Below are 16,676 nucleotides of genomic sequence, written 5' to 3' on the forward strand. Positions count from 1 at the left end.
CCAGCGTTTTGCTGGCATTTTTTATAGCGAGAAGTATGTGAACTATCAAATTATTACTAAAAACAAAGACCTAGAAGAGGTTTGCACTCATGCCCGAGAGGCAGACGTAGTGATGTTGGATACCGAATTCGTTCGTATTCGCACTTTCTACCCGCAGTTAGGTCTGATTCAGCTTTTCGATGGTAATCGCCTCTCGCTGATTGATCCGACTGAATTAACGGATATGACGCCGTTTGTAGCGCTATTAAAAGATACTTCTGTGCTAAAAGTGCTGCACGCATGTGGTGAAGATTTAGAAGTTTTCCAAAACGCTTTTGGTTGTACACCATTCCCTATGGTGGATACGCAGCTGATGGCCGCTTTTCTCGGTCACGGCTTATCGACAGGCTTCGCATCGCTGGTGGAAGAATATTTAGGCGTAGAGCTCGACAAAAGTGAATCACGTACCGACTGGATGGCTCGTCCACTGACACAAAAGCAATTAGATTATGCTGCCGCAGATGTTCATTACTTGTTACCGTTATACGAAAAGCTGTTTGATAAGGTGACGCAAGCAGGTTGGTGGGAAGCTGTACAGCAAGAAAGTGATTTACTCGTTTCGAAACGTATTCGCGTAACTAATGAAGAGAATGCCTACCTTGATATTAAGGGCGCTTGGCAATTAAAACCTTCTGAGCTAGCGATTTTAAAGCCATTGGCGACGTGGCGTTATCGTGAAGCAATCAAACGAGATTTAGCGCTGAACTTTATCTTCAAAGAAGGTGATCTATTAACGGTCGCTCGTCTTGGTTTAACGAACTTTAAGAAGATGGAAGCAGAAGATATTGATATCCGAGCGATTAACCGCCATGGCGCGAAGATTGCCGCGATTGTTAAGCAAGCGAAGCAAACACCTTCTGAAGAGTATCCTGCGAAAATTGAGCGTTTAATGGACTATCCGGGTTACAAGCAGGTCTTCAAAAATATGAAAGACTTGGTGAAATCGGCTTCGCAGAAGTCAGGTTTAGCCACGGAGTTCCTTGCCTCTAAAAAGCAGATCAATCAGTTGATCAGTTGGGTTTGGAAAAAAGATCGTGACCCAGAAGTATTGCCTGATTTGATGCAAGGGTGGCGTTTGGATTTACTCGGCGACAAGATGAACAAAGCATTAAAGTAATGAAAGATGAAAAAGGTTGGCCTCGATGCCAACCTTTTTCGTTCTAATTAGAGTATTCGTCTTGCGAGAGAAACTGATTACTTTTCTTCGTCTGGTAGCTTCACATTTAGCTCAAGAACTGAGATATCGTCGTCTTTGTGCTCAAATGTTAAGTCAACCATATTTGGATCAATTGCCACGTACTTGCTGATCACCTTCAAGATGTCTTCTTTTAATTGAGGCAAGTAAGACGGCGCAGGATCATTTTGGCTGCGGCGCTCTGCGACAATGATTTGCAAACGCTCTTTAGCTAGATTCGCAGAAGTTTTCTTCTGTGGACGGAAAAATTCTAATAATGACATGTCTAGCCTCCAAAGAGTCGTTTAAAGAGTCCTTTCTTCTCCTCAGTAAGGAAACGAAATTCAACCTGATTGCCTAATAAGCGATCAACGGTGTCAGAATAAGCCATACCCGCATCGGTGTTATCGTCAAAAGTGACTGGCACACCTTTGTTTGACGCGTTAAGCACGGCTTGGCTTTCTGGAATCACGCCCAGTAGTGGAATATGTAAGATCTCCTCAACGTCTTCAACGCTTAGCATTTCGCCTTGAGTGACGCGAGATGGGTTGTAGCGAGTCAGTAACAGATGCTGTTTTACTGGCTCTAGCCCTTGTTCTGCACGCAGTGACTTAGAATCTAAAATACCGAGAATGCGGTCAGAGTCACGCACAGAAGAGACTTCTGGGTTCGTTGTGACAATGGCTTCATCGGCATAGTACAAGGCCATTAACGCGCCTTGCTCGATACCTGCTGGTGAATCACAAATAATGAAATCAAAGCCCATTTCATCAAGTTCGCCGAATACGCGCTGAACACCATCTTTTGTCAGTGCGTCTTTATCACGAGTTTGAGAAGCAGGAAGAATAAATAGGTTGTCCGTGCGCTTATCTTTGATCAGCGCTTGGTTTAATGTCGCTTCGCCGTTAATGACGTTTACAAAGTCATACACGACGCGGCGCTCACAGCCCATGATTAGATCGAGGTTACGCAAACCGATGTCAAAATCGATCACCGCGGTCTTTTTTCCCTTAAGAGCTAGACCAGAGGCGATGGCTGCGCTTGAAGTGGTTTTACCAACGCCACCTTTACCAGACGTTACTACAATAATGCGTGCCATTTTTTTTCCTTTTTAGATTAAATCGCGAGAACTTCTAAATGTAATGATTCATCGGCTTTACTGATCATTACTTTCTTTTGCCAGTACTCGCTTTCAATTTGATCGCTTAACCAGTAGTCACCCGCAATGGATACCAGTTCTGCTTGTAAATCGTGGCAAATAATACGCGCTTCCTGCTGACCACTTGCTCCTGCAATCGCACGACCTCGAAGTGTGCCATGGATATGAATAGAGCCGTCAGCAATGACTTCAGCACCTGCACTGACGTGCGCCAGCACCACCAAATCACCATCTTTTGCGTAGATCTGTTGTCCTGAGCGGACAGGCGTACGAACTACTTTCGTTGGTGCCATTTTGGCAGGTGCTTGGCTTGGTGATTTGCTCGCCGACATAATGGCGAAGCCAGCTTCGGAAGCAAGGTTTTGTACACGCTTGTCTTTACAGCCCGTTACACCGACCGGAATAAAACCAGCATCTGAGATGCCTTGTTTAAGCTTAGGGAAATCAATGTCGCCTTGTACTTTTGCTATATTGATTACCAAAGGCGCGGATGCAAAAAAAGAAGGTGCTTGAGAAACTTTTTCTTGCAAAAATTCGACAGTCTTTGCGATCTCATTGTCAGAAAGGTGTAAAACTGACAATGTAAAACTGCTACCTTTAAGGTCTGGTGAATGGGTCATCGTGGACTTCTTGCCTTTATTGAAAGAGCGTTGCCTTAAACTAGGTATGTCATGTTATATTTCATCCTTTGACGCAGCAAGTTCTCTCGTGGGCAAATAGGTGAATTAATCTCAAATTTGCTATTAAGTTTGCGAGAATTTGACGTTTTCAACCTAATCCGCACTCAACGCGGCTAAATCAGCATAAAAGGCGTGTCATGCTTTGTTCTATTTATAAAAGCTCGAAAAAAGAAGGTACTTATCTCTATATTCCGAAAAAGGATGATTTTTCACAGGTTCCTGACACCTTAATGCAGATGTTCGGTAAGCCTATCGCTGTCATGACGATTAAACTTGATGGCCGTAAATTGGCACAAGTTGATATCGAAAAAGTGAAGGCTTCATTACAAAATGATGGCTTCTTTCTTCAGGTTCCACCGCCGCCGGAGAACCTATTAGAAAAGTACAAAGAACAAAAAGCCCAGCAGAAAGGCGAATAACGTCATCGTTTTTCATCTGGGATTTCTGCCTTGCTCAAGGAGGGCAATATGAAAAAAATACTGGCTACCATGCTTAGCGTTGGTATGTGTACCTCGGCTTTTGCTAGTAGCGAGGGTTTTGATGAATACTTGAATAAGCTGCGTGCTGAAGCTCGTGATAAAGGTATCTCAGAGCAGGTCATTAGTGCTGCTTTTGCTAATGTTGAGTACAAGCCCCGAGCAGTAAAAGCGGACCGAAACCAACCAGAAAAGAAACTGACATTGGATGAGTACATTCCTCGCGCGGTGCCTGAATGGAAGGTGAAGCAAGCCAGACAACTCTACAAAGAGCATTACACTGAGCTAAAGCGTATAGGCGATGAGTACGGTGTCCACCCGCGCTTTATTGTGGCACTTTGGGGAGTTGAAAGTAACTTTGGTAAGTTTACCGGCAACTTTAAAGTGATTGATGCACTATCCACAATGGCATTTGAAGGCCGTCGTGAAGAGTTTTTCCGTAAAGAGACCATGTCGGCACTTCAGATCCTCGATCAAGGCCATATTGAGCTAGAGAACTTTAAAGGCTCATGGGCTGGTGCGATGGGTCAATGCCAGTTTATGCCAAGCTCTTTCCTTCGTTTTGCTGCTGACGGCAACGGTGATGGTAAAAAAGACATATGGCAATCTGAAGCGGACGTGTTTGCATCAACCGCTAACTATTTGAGCAAGTCTGGTTGGGATGATAAATATACTTGGGGTCGCCAAGTTAAGGTTCCTAAAAATATTGATCGCAGCCTAGAAGGGCGCACGGCTGAAAAAGGCAAATACCTTCAAGAGTGGAGCCAATTAGGTATCACAAAATATGACGGTAGCCCGTTGCCAAAACTGGATGAAGACATCAAAGCATGGTTGATCATGCCGGACGACGAGAATGGTCGTACGTATCTGGTTTACAATAACTACAACGTATTGATGAAGTGGAACCGCTCTTACTACTTCGCACTTGCTGTGAGTCACTTGGCTGACCGCATTAAATACTGATCTGCCATCAAACAATTTGGCATCCAGTCTTCAATACAAGGGCTCTTCGGAGCCCTTTGTTTTTTCTATAACCAAATCGAGGTAAAGCGTGTTATCTGAACGTGCCGCACAAATGGTGATTTTCTCCGCTCTTCTTAAACACAAAAGCTTCACAGCTGCTGCAAAGAGCTTAGGCGTGTCGGTGTCTCATGTGAGTAAACAGTTGAGTCAGTTAGAAGCGTCTCTTGGTATCAAGCTTGTTCAACGCACTACGCGAAGCTTTACGCCGACAGAGGCAGGGAAAACCTTTTTTCATCACTGTGAGCAAGTGGTACAAGCGGTGAGCAGCGCCACATTAGAGATGGAAACCCAGCGGGATGAAGTAGCAGGTTTGGTACGTCTTGGGTTGTCGCAATCATTTGGTACCTTACACATTATTCCAGCGATTCAAGAGTTACGCGAACTGTATCCTCAACTTCAAGTGGAAGTACATCTGTTTGACTATAAGGTCGATATGTTAGCCGAAGGGCTCGATTTATGGGTAACCAACAACGAGCATTTGCCTGAAGGTTACATTGCGCAGCGTTTGACGGATTGCCAGTTTGTTGTTGCGGCATCGCCAGATTACTTATTGAAACATGACACGCCAACAGAACCGGATGACCTATCTGCTCACAACTGCCTCATATACAGAAGCTGGGAGCGTGACTATACGGGGTGGGCGTTTACCAAAGATCAGCAAGAATTGAACGTAAAAGTCTCGGGTAACTATTCAGTGGATCTGGCAGAAGCCGTCCGGGATGCGGCTATTGCAGGTTGGGGTATTGCCTACCTTGCCACTTACTTGCTGGGTGATGAGTTCAGAACGGGTAAGTTAATACAGCTGTTACCTGACTGGAAAGCTAGCCAGTCGATGCCGTTTTATGCGGTATACCCAAGCCGCCAACATATGCCAAAAAAAATATCCGCAGTGATTAACTTTATCAAACAGAAGATCGGCAACCCTTGTCATTGGGACCAACGTTTAGCACCTTACATCTCTATTCCTAAATAACAGGATCAATGACGTTGTAGAACGACACATAAAGTGATTCACTTCACAAAAATTTTTCCTGAACCAGAAACATATTTTCCATATGGAAACAATTAAAATAAGCAAACGTTTATCTTCAATAAATTCAAGTGGTTATTTTATTGGTCAGTTATTGGTCTCTTAAACTTTTCACACTGTTAACATCCTCAACTTGCAGCATTTTGAGTCCGCTATACAATCCGGTGCCTTCCATATCCCCCTTCCGTCGGATTCATTTTATGAACTCAATTATTGGTATCGTAGCCATACTATTCCTAGCATGGCTACTTTCTACAAATAGAAAAAATATAAAGCTGAGAACGGTGTCGTTTGCGTTTGCTTTGCAGGTACTGTTTGCGTTGTTGGTTTTATATGTACCAGCAGGAAGAGATGCGCTGAATTCAGTGAGCAGTGTTGTGTCGAATTTGATCAACTATGGTCAAGAGGGCATTGCGTTTTTATTCGGTAATTTGGCGACAGGGGGCTTCACCTTTGCGATCAATGTTCTGGGTATCATCGTTTTCTTCTCCTCTCTTATCTCAGGTCTTTATCACATTGGTGTGATGCCAAAAATCATTAACTTTATCGGTGGTGGTATTCAAAAGCTGCTGGGTATCGGTCGTGCGGAGTCTTTGTCTGCAACAGCAAACATTTTTGTCGGTACCATTGAAGCACCATTGATGGTAAAGCCTTACCTAAAACACATGACTGACTCGCAGTTCTTTGCAGTTATGACAGGTGGTTTAGCGTCAGTTGCTGGCGGAACGTTGGTCGGTTACGCATCACTGGGTGTCGACCTCAACTATCTTATTGCTGCTGCATTTATGTCGGCACCTGCCGGCTTGTTGATGGCAAAAATTTTAATGCCAGAAGATACGGATAAAGCAGCAGATATCGACATTAGCCAAGTTGAAATTCCACGTGCAACCAACGTAGTAGAAGCATTAGCCGATGGTGCCATGGCGGGAGTACGCATTGCTGTATCGGTCGGTGGTACGTTACTTGCGTTTATTAGTGTCATTGCAATGCTAAACGGCATGTTAGGCTGGATAGGTGATCTTATTGGGACCCCCTTAAGTTTTGAGCTCATCCTAGGTTTTGTGTTTGCGCCAGTCGCTTGGTTGTTGGGTATACCATGGCAAGAAGCAACCACAGCAGGCTCGCTGATTGGTAACAAGATTGTGGTGAATGAGTTCGTCGCTTTCATCCAGCTTGCAGAAGTGAAGTCTCAACTTAGTGAACACTCACAAGCAATCGTGACGTTTGCTTTGTGTGGCTTTGCAAACATCTCAAGCATGGCGATGCTGATTGGTGGGTTGGGCTCATTGGTACCAGAAAAGCGTGCATTTGTTTCTAAGCATGGTTTCCGTGCGATTATCGCTGGTGTCATGGCGAACTTAATGAGCGCTTCCATTGCGGGCGTGATTTTAAGTCTGTAATTGAAATAGATATCAACAATTAGCAAAAAGGCTCCTTGCGGAGCCTTTTTCGTATCTGAAATTTACGTTATTTGTCTGTGTGGAACTGTTCGCAAGCGAGCATCGTGTTCTCAATTAAACTTGCGACGGTCATTGGGCCAACGCCACCAGGAACGGGAGTAATAAAGCTCGCACTTTCACGTGCTTTGTCGTATTCCACGTCGCCAACTAGTTTGCCTGAATCAAGACGGTTAATACCGACATCGACCACCACTGCGCCTTTTTTAATCCACTCACCAGGGATAAAGTTAGGCTTACCAACCGCAACCACGACAACGTCAGCTTGACGCACATGACTCTCTAGGTCTTTGGTAAAACGGTGACATGTTGTTGTTGTGCAGCCCGCAAGCAGCAGCTCAAGTGTCATTGGACGACCAACAATGTTTGATGCACCAACCACAACCGCATGTTTACCACGTAGCTCAATGTTGTAACGGTCGAGTAGGGTAATGATGCCCTTTGGCGTGCAAGAGCGAAGCTTTGGAATACGCTGCGCAAGACGACCAACGTTGTAAGGATGGAAGCCATCCACGTCCTTCTCTGGGTGAATGCGCTCTAAAACATGTGTTGTGTCTATGCCCGCAGGAAGGGGTAATTGCACTAGAATGCCGTCAATTTCATCATCGTTGTTTAATTCATCAATCAGAGCTAGTAACTCTTCTTCTGAGCTAGACGCAGGAAGGTCAAAAGACTTAGAAACAAACCCAACTTCTTCACATGCGCGGCGTTTGCTACCGACATAAACCTGAGAAGCAGGATCTTCACCAACTAGAACCACTGCTAAACCAGGAGCACGTAGCCCAGCTTCAACACGTGCTTTAACACGTGCAGCCACTTCGGATCGAACAGTTTGGGAAATGAGAGTTCCGTCTATATTTTGAGCAGTCATGACTTTCCTTATAAATTAAGAAGGCAGATTATCTGCGGCGCATTGTCGCAGAATTTCTTATTAACATCCATACGCAAACGTTTGCTTTGTGGTGTTTTTGAACATTAAGCGTTTTAATGGACTTTTTTTAGGCATTCAGATCAGAATGTTATGAAAACCCGTTGATTTACCCGTTTGAACTCGTATAATCCTGTCCCTGTAGCGCGCCCTTAGCTCAGCTGGATAGAGCACGTCCCTTCTAAGGATGTGGTCATTGGTTCGAATCCAATAGGGCGTGCCATTTATTCAAAAGCCTCGATAACTCTTTGAGTTGTCGGGGCTTTGTCGTTTCTGGAAACGAATTTTTCTAAAGCGAAACTTGGTGGCTAGCACTGTTTTAGCTGATAATCATACATAAGTTGGAATACCTGACTAACAATAATGTCAGCTAGCTCATGTTTTTCTAAGGGAAGATTTAACTTTTTTACTCATTAGATAATATACTAATCGCATATTCACGTTTCATCTCTCAATATATACATCCTCAAACGGTATGCTATAAAGTAATTTTGGGATTTGATAATATTTACGCTCATAAATAATATCTGTTATTCATATTTGAAGAGAAATAACCTTGAATTTAGCACAAGCCCTCAGCATCCTCTCCAAGTCCTCACCCTATGCGGTGAGCACCGAAAGAGAGCAAAATCAAGATCTTCTGGCCGAGTACAAGCATCACATCTATATCGAAACTGAAATTGAAACTGATTTCAAGAAAGCGCTTCTGTCTGCAAAAAAAGATGAAATCATTTTTTTATGTGGCAGTAGTGGCGATGGTAAGTCGGAGATATTGACGCGATACAGCCAAAAACATAGAACAACGCATGATTTTCATCTTGATGCGACACATAGCTTTACTCCTAGCCAGACAGCGATCCATGCGTTAGATGAGCGTTTCAGTCAATTCAAAGAAAATGACAAGCCACTCGTTGTTGGCATTAATATTGGTATGTTGGGAAACTATGCTGAGGAAGGTGCTGAACAACATAGCGATGTGAAATCGTCGATAAAGGCATTTTTGGAAAATCAAACGGACGACATTCCAGCAAACCATACATTTCTAGATTTCGAACAGTATCCGAAATTCACTCTTGGCCACGAAGTGAGCACATCCGATTTTGCGGCTCAGTTCCTTGCTCGCTTAACTGAGCCAACTTTAGATAACCCGTTTTACGCGCTCTACGACAATGAGGTGAAAAAGTCCGGTCATAGCGTATTGACTGCAAACTACGCTTTATTGGGTTTGGATTCCGTTCAAAAGAACATTATCGCTCTACTACTCAAAGCGCGTTTGATCAAAGACCAATTTTTAACGGCACGTGCTTTACTAGATTTTGTTTTTCAGATCTTAGCAACGGATGGTTACCTTTTCGACAACTTATTCTCTGGCGCGGATAACGAGCTGCTGGAGCACATTCAGAGCTTTGACCCAGGCAATATTCATACTCGCAAGGTTGATGAGTTTGTTTTGCAATTTGGTTTAGGCATTGAAGATGAAGGTTTTACTCAGTTGAAAGAACAAGTGAAGCCACTCGGTGTATTTGACGTATCAAGTGCTGCTTCTTATCTGCGCATGGTTTACTTGCTCAAAGATGAAGAGCGGTTTGCAAACGAATACATCAACGAGTTGAAAGTCGACTTCGATAACTCCCTAGTTAACCAGTATGCAAATATCTGGTTGCTTCATCGCAAATTTGATGGTTCAGCTAAGCAGAGAAGAGATCTCAACAAGTTCTATAAAGATATCTTAATTTCGGCTATCCACCGTTACTGCAACCGTAACTCCCCCACGCTTGATAAAGACCAGTTTTTTATCTCGGAATACAATGGATTTAAAACTGCGGCAGAGTTAGAGGTTAAACCTGATTTTGAGTCTATTCAGAAGCAAGGCGTGATTAAGATAGGGGCATTCAATGCTTATATTAAAGTTGATGATCACTCTCTTCTTCCTATGCCAATAAGTATCAACTTGCTTGAGTTGCTAGAAAAGATTAATCAGGGATATCGACCGAATAAGCACGATAAAAATGCGGTGCTTTTGTTAGATGAGGTGATTGAACAGATCATCACGGTAGCAAACGAGAAGAACACCCTGTTTATCCTAAAAAATGATAGGCGCTACAAGATCGTCAATGAAGATGACGAATATTTCGAAGTGAGTGGTATGTAAGATGACAATGGATAAATACATCAAGCCGTTTAATCAAAAATTGCCACAAACGGCGGAAGACGTACCCAATAAAAACAGCTTGAACAGTTATTTGCCAATTCGCACCAAAGGTAATGAGTTTGATAGCGATGCGGTGATTGGTCTTGTATTACGTGGATTATTACGTAAGAAGATTGAAGGCTACAAATACGAGGATTTTGTCTCTGATTGTCAGTCTGCGTTTGAAGAGAAATTAGGCGAAGAAGAGTTTTGGGAAGTACTACGAGAGATGTACTTTGATAACAAAGATATCTTCTCTGTGAGCCCTGAGCTTTTACTATTTCGTGCGCAAAAAGGTGAGTTTGCAGCAAGTGACTCTCGTGTTGCTTCTATGTTTACCAACTTACTTCAGAACATGCGTGTCGAAGAGTTTGATGCAAAACTCAACTTTATCGAGCGAGAGATGCTTTCAACTCTGCGTGGCAAGATGAAAAGTGATTCATCGATGCAAGCAAGTGAGCATCCATACTTGCCATACCTATCTAAAGCATTTCGTGATGATTTGAAGTTTTTGGCAAGTCGACCTAAGTACCTGTTGAGTGAAATTGAATCGTTCTTGTCTTTTTACGGTTTTGCTTACACCGCTCAGTTAAGCCTATCTCTCACAGATTGGCGATCTGGTGAGGAGCCAACAGCGAAGCCGTTGTACTTCATCATGGATCATGAGCGTGCTAGTAATGAACGTACGCACATCAAAAATCACGGTTACAAGCTTTTTAATGAATCCGCGACTCGTTTGTTCCCAATGTTGACAATGTTAGAGCTTCTTCAGCCTAGCATGGGCGACAAGAGTGTATCCAAAGTACCATTGTGGGCGATTTCAAAGAGTATTCAAGAATCTCGCTATGAACACCTAAAGAGCGATTTAGAGAACTTTGCGCGGGCATTTAAAGCACAGCGCGGACTTGATACATCACTTGATGAATCGGAATCTGCGCTGGACTGGCTTGGCAACATCATGAAGTTAGCCATGGCACAGTTTAGTATCGGCGAGCGATTCAACATCAACAAAAAATACGTTTCTGAAGTAGAGAAGTATCTTGCTGCTCACTTCATTCAAAGCCGAGGTCGCAGTGGTCGAGTGTTGGTACTTAACCAAGATTACATCATTTTATTAACCAACCTTGTAGTTGGAGAAAAAGATAAACTCCGTTTCCACGAACTGATAGCTGCATTTAAACAGCGTGGCATTTTCGTTGATAAACAAACCGAACAAGAACTAATTAAATTCTATGAGCGCATTGGTAACGTTGAGCGCATGAGTGATAGTGGAGACGCAGTTTATGTCCGTAAAACAATTTGAGGCATTTCTAGTTGAGCAGTTTCTGGCTGATGCTGAAGCTCACATCAAGGCAGGTTTCCGTTATCAGTTCAAGTCACCAGATAGTGAAAATAGTGTGCGTTTGTACCAAGCGATGATCGCACATTCACAAAGTAGCATTAGTGCTAGCAACGGTATCGAGCTTCCATTTATTCAGTTGTCCAACTGTAAAATCGTACCTGTTATTCATAGTGAAGATCCTGCTGAGTACCAAGGCTTTACAGAAAACTATATCTCTCACCTACGTGATGAAGTTGCAGGCCAGTCTGGCTACTTGAAGGGCTGCGCGTTGGTGGTGATTCACAATAGCTTGTTGGATACGTTGATTAACTCGGCAGAGGATCTGGCTCAGTTTGGTCAGGTGTGGAGCCCAAGCAAGATCAAAGCGGCGATGAAAGGACTGATTGATCAACAAGACAAAGGCCGTGATGTGTCTAACTGTCTTTTGGATGATCAGTTTGATGCTATCCTTGAAGATGGCGCGACCATGTTCGGTTTTGAGTCACTATATAAAGCTGTGGAAGATGGTGATTTGCGCTTCAATGAACTTGGTATGTTTGAAGATCCACTAGTTGCAGAGATGAGTGGTAACTCGAAGCAAATCAAGAAACGTCTTGAAGACAACCGTGTTCTTTATGAAGAACTTTCTTTTGAAGTCGAGCACTTCGGTGATCAGCTTCAGGATCGTTTGAAGTCGTTTGGTGAAAAATTCATTAACGAAAACTTCTCTGAAACAGATGCTTGGAAAGATGTTGAGTTTGAAGCGTTTCTACAAGAGAAAAAACGCAATGCACAGCAGCAACTTGTCCTTGAAGAGGAGCAAGCCAGCGAAGGCATGACCATAACTGCGCGTAACCGCTCAGAAACTAAAGCCGGTATGCGTGATCGTCACCTTATCATTGAGCTAGATGAAGGCATCAATGACTTTGAATTGAAGCTGATTTTCCAAGGTGCAAGCAATCTAGATAAAAACCAGTTTAAAATTCAACCTTCCAAAGCACTTGGTAATAAAGAAGTTATTTCAACGCTGAATGGTTTTAAGACTACCCGCGCAAGCTTAAAAGGCACTTACAATAACGAGCCGTTATTTTTCAATTTGGCGTTGAAGCGTGAGAATAAATCAGAGGTATACAACTTTCGTTGCCTCGTTATTCGTAAGGGTGAGTTTTATATCGAGCCGATCAAAAACATCTTTTTGATCGAGCCTACTCCTGCTAAACAACGTTTAACGTTGAATATGGAAGCGAATCAGCTTCAAATCCAAGCTGAGGAAGGTGCAGTTTGTGCTCTGACAGATGCTAAACAAGTTGTAAACGTTGCAGAATACTCAGTGGTGGACTTTGAGGCTCTTGCCAATGAAGCGGATGAGATTGACTTCGCTGTTAAATCAGGTGACAACCAGCTTAAGTTCAATGTCGAAGGTGCAGTAGCAACAGACTCGTTGAGCTTGCCTTTGCTACTCAACCGAGGCCGTTACCACAAGTTATTCAAAGATGAATACAACGGCGAGTTTTACTCCCAAAAAGGTAAAGTTGGCATTGATAACAGCGAATTTGTTGTACCTGGTGTTCGTTTAAAACTGCTGCGCTGGGAAGAAGCCTTCATCAATGACAAAGTCGTTTCTATTTCTGACTGTGACACAATCAAGTTGGATGAGGTGCAAGCCATTGATGACGCAATGCATTCATCCTATGTCGAATTGTATGATTACCTTGAGCAGCGCCGTAGTACGCCATCTCTAGCTTCTTGGGGGGATGATTTCACGACACTTGTACAAAATGTAGTAGATGCAAGTCTTGCTTATTTTGAAGCGATTCCAACGGGCAGTATGCTGACCAAAGAGCAAAAAGTAGCGCTGCAAATTGGTTTGGTTAAATCTGAAGGCGAAGAATATTACTCTCCGTTTCACCCGTTAATCTTGGCTTACTACCTAAACCTACGCAAAGTGATTCGTCAAGATGAAAGCTTTGCTAGCTTGCCAGATGTGACGTTCGAGCGCCTATCGCCTAAAGGCTTATTACCATACGTTTATCATCCTCAGCATGAGTTTTCTTACAACCAACAAGTCAAAGAAAACGCTTTTTGGATCAAAAGTGTCCCTCAAGAGAAGAGCTCACTGACATTCGTTCGTAAACTCGTCAAAGAAAAAATCGATGAGTTCCAAACCGCATTTTGTCAGTTATTCACAGGTTCTGAGAAGAGCATCATCATTAACGCTGTGAATCAAGATAGCGCAGAAGAACTGTTCATGGGGCTAGTGGATTACATTCGCAGTCACTTGGAACAAGCTGCTTGTGTCCATGTAAACCTTTATGATGACAAGCTGACGTTCAACGCTTTTGACCGTTTTGCAGAGGCGGCAAGCTACGACGAGTTAAAGGAAAGCTTAGAGCTAAATAGAAATAAGAAAGTTCGTGAGCTTGCTGACACAATCATAGATATTCTGCGAACCCGCCTCACGTACAGTAAGTTCACCAATGAACAAGCGGAGAAGGGTGGTCAGGCTTATGCGCATATTTCATTCTTCCGAAACAACGGCAAAGTGGACTGTGCGGATATAGCGATTGAAGACATGACTTCTGGGATTGCATGTGACGGCCTCTTAACTGGAGATGCATCCGAGAGTAATTCGGGCTCTTACTTTACTGGCTTTGGTTTGAAGGGGATTGATTACCAAGACCATCCACACCTAATGATGGCGAAGTACGTTGGTGCTTTACTAAAGCCTGCACTAAAGCCAAATACGCCATACAACGGTACTAACGCAGTTGCGCTTGCAGTGAGTGAAGACTTCAAAGGCCTGTTAGAGCGCTCGTACGACAGCTCCATTTGGACAACTATCATTGATCCAAAAGTGACATTAGACTTCTTCCACAGCAATGAAGATGTAGTGCTAATTCACTATTCCGATCAGTACACCAGTTCATCCAGCTATGATGCGATTACCGTAACGGCGCAGCGTGGTCTGTTCGAAAAAGTCATTAAGCAGGGTGATGGTGGGCAAATTAACGAGTTCAATGCCTTTAATGGCGATTGGCTGTTGAAGATGATGACCTGCGCGCCAACTATCAACAAAGAGCGCAAAGGTGTTATTGGTGCTTATAAGTTTGTGACCAGCTTAGTGCATAACTCAGATATCACTTGGGTTCCGCTTTCTGTGGCAGAAATGATCCGTGTTTCAGGAAACATCGGCCTGAAAATGTCCGACAGTGAATTCTCGCGCAACGTTCATGGTTACAAAAAAGGTGAGATTTCTGATGATGTATTGCTCGTTGGTTTTAAAGGGCAAGACATGTACTTGCTGCCAGTGGAAGTAAAAACGGGTTCAATTCCTGACTACAAAAAAGCAGTCAAGCAATCAAAAGAGTTGTTGCGTTACCTGAGCGAAGATCTGCTTGGGAATGACAATCTTGCAAGCAAGCTTTACCGCGGTCTGTTCATGCGCCAAGTGCTAATACAGGTAGACAAGTACCGCTTGTACAACGTGTTCGCTCCAGACTACTTTGACGCACTGCTAGACAACAAAGAAGAGTGGCTGAAAGGCGATTACTCGCTAGCAAAAGTGGCTGATTACCCAGATGGATTTGTTGTCAGCAATCTTGAGGGCGCAGGTTGCTTGCAACCTGAATACCAAATGTTGGAAGGCGTACTAAAAGTTGACCTTCCGATGGGCTTGCTTCCTCGTTTGGTCGAAACGCCACTTCAAGAAGTGCTTAACGGGTTAGATATCGTCAAGTTATGCCACGTACCGACCGAATACGTTCTAGGTGGAAAAACTCAAGCAGAAGTGCTCGAAGCCGACTGCCAAACAGATGTTACGAGTGAAAACGTACACCAAGAAACAGCTGACTCTGAGATTGAGTTAGACACTGAATCTGAAGATCGTTGCTTTGAAGTCGAAGGAGATCAAACTGCTCCGGAGAAAGACGTTTCGGTGCAAGGTGCTGAAGCAGTAGATACCTTCAAGTCACAGCCATCGGGTACTAACTTAAATGTGCTCTTTGGTCACAATGCTTTGACACAAGCACCATTGAACTGGGAACCAACTAATACCGCCAAGTTTATGAATACCAACACCGGTATCATAGGCACTATGGGTACGGGTAAAACTCAGTTCACTAAATCGGTGATTACACAGCTTTATCGCAATCGGGCAGACAACGTAAACGGTGCGCCAATTGGCATGCTTATTTTCGACTACAAATCCGATTATGTAGACGACAAGTTCCAACAAGCGACAGTGGGTAAGAAGTTTAACCTTCATAAACTGCCATATAACCCATTGAGTTTGTTTGGTGACATGCCAATGCTGCCAGTGCACACTGCGCGTGGTTTTTCTGAAACCATGGGCAAAGCTTTTGGCTTAGGACAAAAACAGCAACTGCGTTTACGTAAGCTGGTGGGTGAAGCTTATGAGTTGGCTGGTATTCGCAAAGCGGATCCAAGCACTTGGACAAAACCAGCACCGACAATCTCACAGGTGTGGGACTTGTTTATTGAAACTGAACCTGATGAAGATTCGTTATACGCGGCACTTGAAAGCCTATACGAACTGGAGATTTTCGAAGACGACAACAGCAAGTGTATGAGCCTTTACGATCTTGTTGATGGCATTACAGTTGTTGAGTTGGCAGGTTACCCATCAGAGATCCAAAACCTCGTAGTGGCATTAACACTGGATTTGTTCTATTCACAAATGCAGAAGAAAGGTAAGCCAGAAGTTCAAGGCGATTTCCGACAAATCACCAAGATGATTTTGGTGGACGAAGCCGACAACTTCATGTCTCAAAACTTCCCAAGTTTGCGCAAGATTTTAAAAGAAGGTCGTGAGTATGGTGTTGGTGTGATTCTGTCTACTCAAGACATTACGCACTTCCAAACTGGTGAGAACGACTACTCAAGTTATGTGCTTACATGGGTCATTCACCGCGTTGCGAAGATTCGTCCGCAAGAGCTTAAAGCCATGTTTGGTGTGAACGAGAAGGCTGAGCAAGAGAAGCTGATGGAAACCATCAATAAGCTAGAAAAGCACTACAGCTTATACATCGATGGTGCTAAGAAGATAATCAAGATGCGAGATCGAGCATTTTGGGAGCTGTTGTAGCAAAACTTTGATTTAAAACGCCCTTTTAGGGCGTTTTTTTTGACCTTACTAATACTAATGCATTACGTCATATGTATAATTAGATGCATATCAT

Annotated in this window: 12 protein-coding genes and 1 tRNA gene; 9 read left to right on the forward strand and 4 right to left on the reverse strand. The window is 43.5% G+C overall.

Annotated features, from left to right (window positions below; all coding sequences use genetic code 11):
* Window positions 1-37: 37 nt before the first annotated feature.
* Window positions 38-1,156: a ribonuclease D gene (gene rnd / locus R7E00_RS08965; protein WP_031777213.1), complete on the forward strand. Its 1,119-nt coding sequence runs from the start codon at window positions 38-40 to the stop codon at window positions 1,154-1,156.
* Window positions 1,157-1,233: 77 nt separating this feature from the next.
* Here the strand turns inward: rnd and minE are convergent, their stop codons facing one another.
* From minE to minC, 3 genes are read right to left on the reverse strand one after another with little or no spacing between them, the layout of a single operon-like run.
* A complete protein-coding gene (minE, locus tag R7E00_RS08970) occupies window positions 1,234-1,497 on the reverse strand; it encodes a cell division topological specificity factor MinE (RefSeq protein ID WP_005388332.1) in 264 nt (87 codons plus the stop codon).
* A gap of 2 nt (window positions 1,498-1,499) precedes the next feature.
* A complete protein-coding gene (gene minD, locus R7E00_RS08975) occupies window positions 1,500-2,312 on the reverse strand; it encodes a septum site-determining protein MinD (protein WP_005388331.1) in 813 nt (270 codons plus the stop codon).
* 17 nt (window positions 2,313-2,329) lie between these two features.
* On the reverse strand, window positions 2,330-2,992 hold the full coding sequence (gene minC / locus R7E00_RS08980) for a septum site-determining protein MinC (RefSeq protein ID WP_005382304.1): 663 nt from the start codon (window positions 2,990-2,992) through the stop codon (window positions 2,330-2,332).
* A gap of 197 nt (window positions 2,993-3,189) precedes the next feature.
* On the opposite strand from minC, the gene R7E00_RS08985 reads away from it, so the two are divergent.
* The 4 genes from R7E00_RS08985 to R7E00_RS09000 all read left to right on the forward strand — a co-directional run bounded on the left by R7E00_RS08985 (window position 3,190) and on the right by R7E00_RS09000 (window position 6,981).
* On the forward strand, window positions 3,190-3,471 hold the full coding sequence (locus R7E00_RS08985; RefSeq protein ID WP_005382303.1) for a YcgL domain-containing protein: 282 nt from the start codon (window positions 3,190-3,192) through the stop codon (window positions 3,469-3,471).
* Window positions 3,472-3,519: 48 nt separating this feature from the next.
* Window positions 3,520-4,491 (forward strand): lytic transglycosylase domain-containing protein, encoded by a 972-nt coding sequence (locus tag R7E00_RS08990; protein ID WP_005388330.1) that lies wholly within the window; start codon window positions 3,520-3,522, stop codon window positions 4,489-4,491.
* A gap of 88 nt (window positions 4,492-4,579) precedes the next feature.
* Window positions 4,580-5,524, forward strand: coding sequence for a LysR family transcriptional regulator (locus R7E00_RS08995; protein ID WP_017634801.1), 945 nt, complete (start codon window positions 4,580-4,582; stop codon window positions 5,522-5,524).
* A gap of 257 nt (window positions 5,525-5,781) precedes the next feature.
* On the forward strand, window positions 5,782-6,981 hold the full coding sequence (locus R7E00_RS09000; RefSeq protein ID WP_005382298.1) for a NupC/NupG family nucleoside CNT transporter: 1,200 nt from the start codon (window positions 5,782-5,784) through the stop codon (window positions 6,979-6,981).
* Between the two features lie 67 nt (window positions 6,982-7,048).
* Here R7E00_RS09000 and folD read toward each other — a convergent pair whose 3' ends face one another.
* Entirely contained in the window at window positions 7,049-7,909 is an 861-nt protein-coding gene (gene folD, locus R7E00_RS09005) for a bifunctional methylenetetrahydrofolate dehydrogenase/methenyltetrahydrofolate cyclohydrolase FolD (RefSeq protein ID WP_005382297.1), read from the reverse strand.
* A 203-nt stretch (window positions 7,910-8,112) separates the two neighbouring features.
* On the opposite strand from folD, the gene R7E00_RS09010 reads away from it, so the two are divergent.
* The 4 genes from R7E00_RS09010 (at window position 8,113) to dptH (ending at window position 16,582) form a co-directional block, all read left to right on the forward strand.
* Window positions 8,113-8,189: transfer RNA gene (locus R7E00_RS09010), tRNA-Arg, on the forward strand.
* Window positions 8,190-8,522: 333 nt separating this feature from the next.
* Window positions 8,523-10,118, forward strand: coding sequence for a DNA phosphorothioation-dependent restriction protein DptF (gene dptF, locus R7E00_RS09015; protein ID WP_054576708.1), 1,596 nt, complete (start codon window positions 8,523-8,525; stop codon window positions 10,116-10,118).
* Between the two features lies 1 nt (window position 10,119).
* The gene (gene dptG, locus R7E00_RS09020; protein ID WP_054576709.1) at window positions 10,120-11,460 is read left to right on the forward strand and encodes a DNA phosphorothioation-dependent restriction protein DptG; all 1,341 of its coding nucleotides are present in this window, start codon (window positions 10,120-10,122) and stop codon (window positions 11,458-11,460) included.
* Window positions 11,441-16,582, forward strand: coding sequence for a DNA phosphorothioation-dependent restriction protein DptH (gene dptH, locus R7E00_RS09025; protein WP_262606276.1), 5,142 nt, complete (start codon window positions 11,441-11,443; stop codon window positions 16,580-16,582). The genes dptG and dptH overlap by 20 nt, the downstream gene beginning before the upstream one ends.
* Window positions 16,583-16,676: the final 94 nt, after the last annotated feature.

The sequence above is a fragment of the Vibrio sp. Vb1755 genome, from assembly GCF_033338635.1.
Lineage (GTDB): Bacteria > Pseudomonadota > Gammaproteobacteria > Enterobacterales > Vibrionaceae > Vibrio > Vibrio alginolyticus.

Excerpts from the sequence above, each read along its gene's own strand:
- dptG (WP_054576709.1), top strand. The coding sequence starts at position 10,120 with ATGACAATGGATAAATACATCAAGCCGTTTAATCAAAAATTGCCACAA.
- minE (WP_005388332.1), bottom strand. The coding sequence starts at position 1,497 with ATGTCATTATTAGAATTTTTCCGTCCACAGAAGAAAACTTCTGCGAAT.
- minC (WP_005382304.1), bottom strand. The coding sequence starts at position 2,992 with ATGACCCATTCACCAGACCTTAAAGGTAGCAGTTTTACATTGTCAGTT.
- dptH (WP_262606276.1), top strand. The coding sequence starts at position 11,441 with ATGTCCGTAAAACAATTTGAGGCATTTCTAGTTGAGCAGTTTCTGGCT.
- R7E00_RS08985 (WP_005382303.1), top strand. The coding sequence starts at position 3,190 with ATGCTTTGTTCTATTTATAAAAGCTCGAAAAAAGAAGGTACTTATCTC.
- minD (WP_005388331.1), bottom strand. The coding sequence starts at position 2,312 with ATGGCACGCATTATTGTAGTAACGTCTGGTAAAGGTGGCGTTGGTAAA.
- folD (WP_005382297.1), bottom strand. The coding sequence starts at position 7,909 with ATGACTGCTCAAAATATAGACGGAACTCTCATTTCCCAAACTGTTCGA.
- R7E00_RS08990 (WP_005388330.1), top strand. The coding sequence starts at position 3,520 with ATGAAAAAAATACTGGCTACCATGCTTAGCGTTGGTATGTGTACCTCG.
- R7E00_RS09000 (WP_005382298.1), top strand. The coding sequence starts at position 5,782 with ATGAACTCAATTATTGGTATCGTAGCCATACTATTCCTAGCATGGCTA.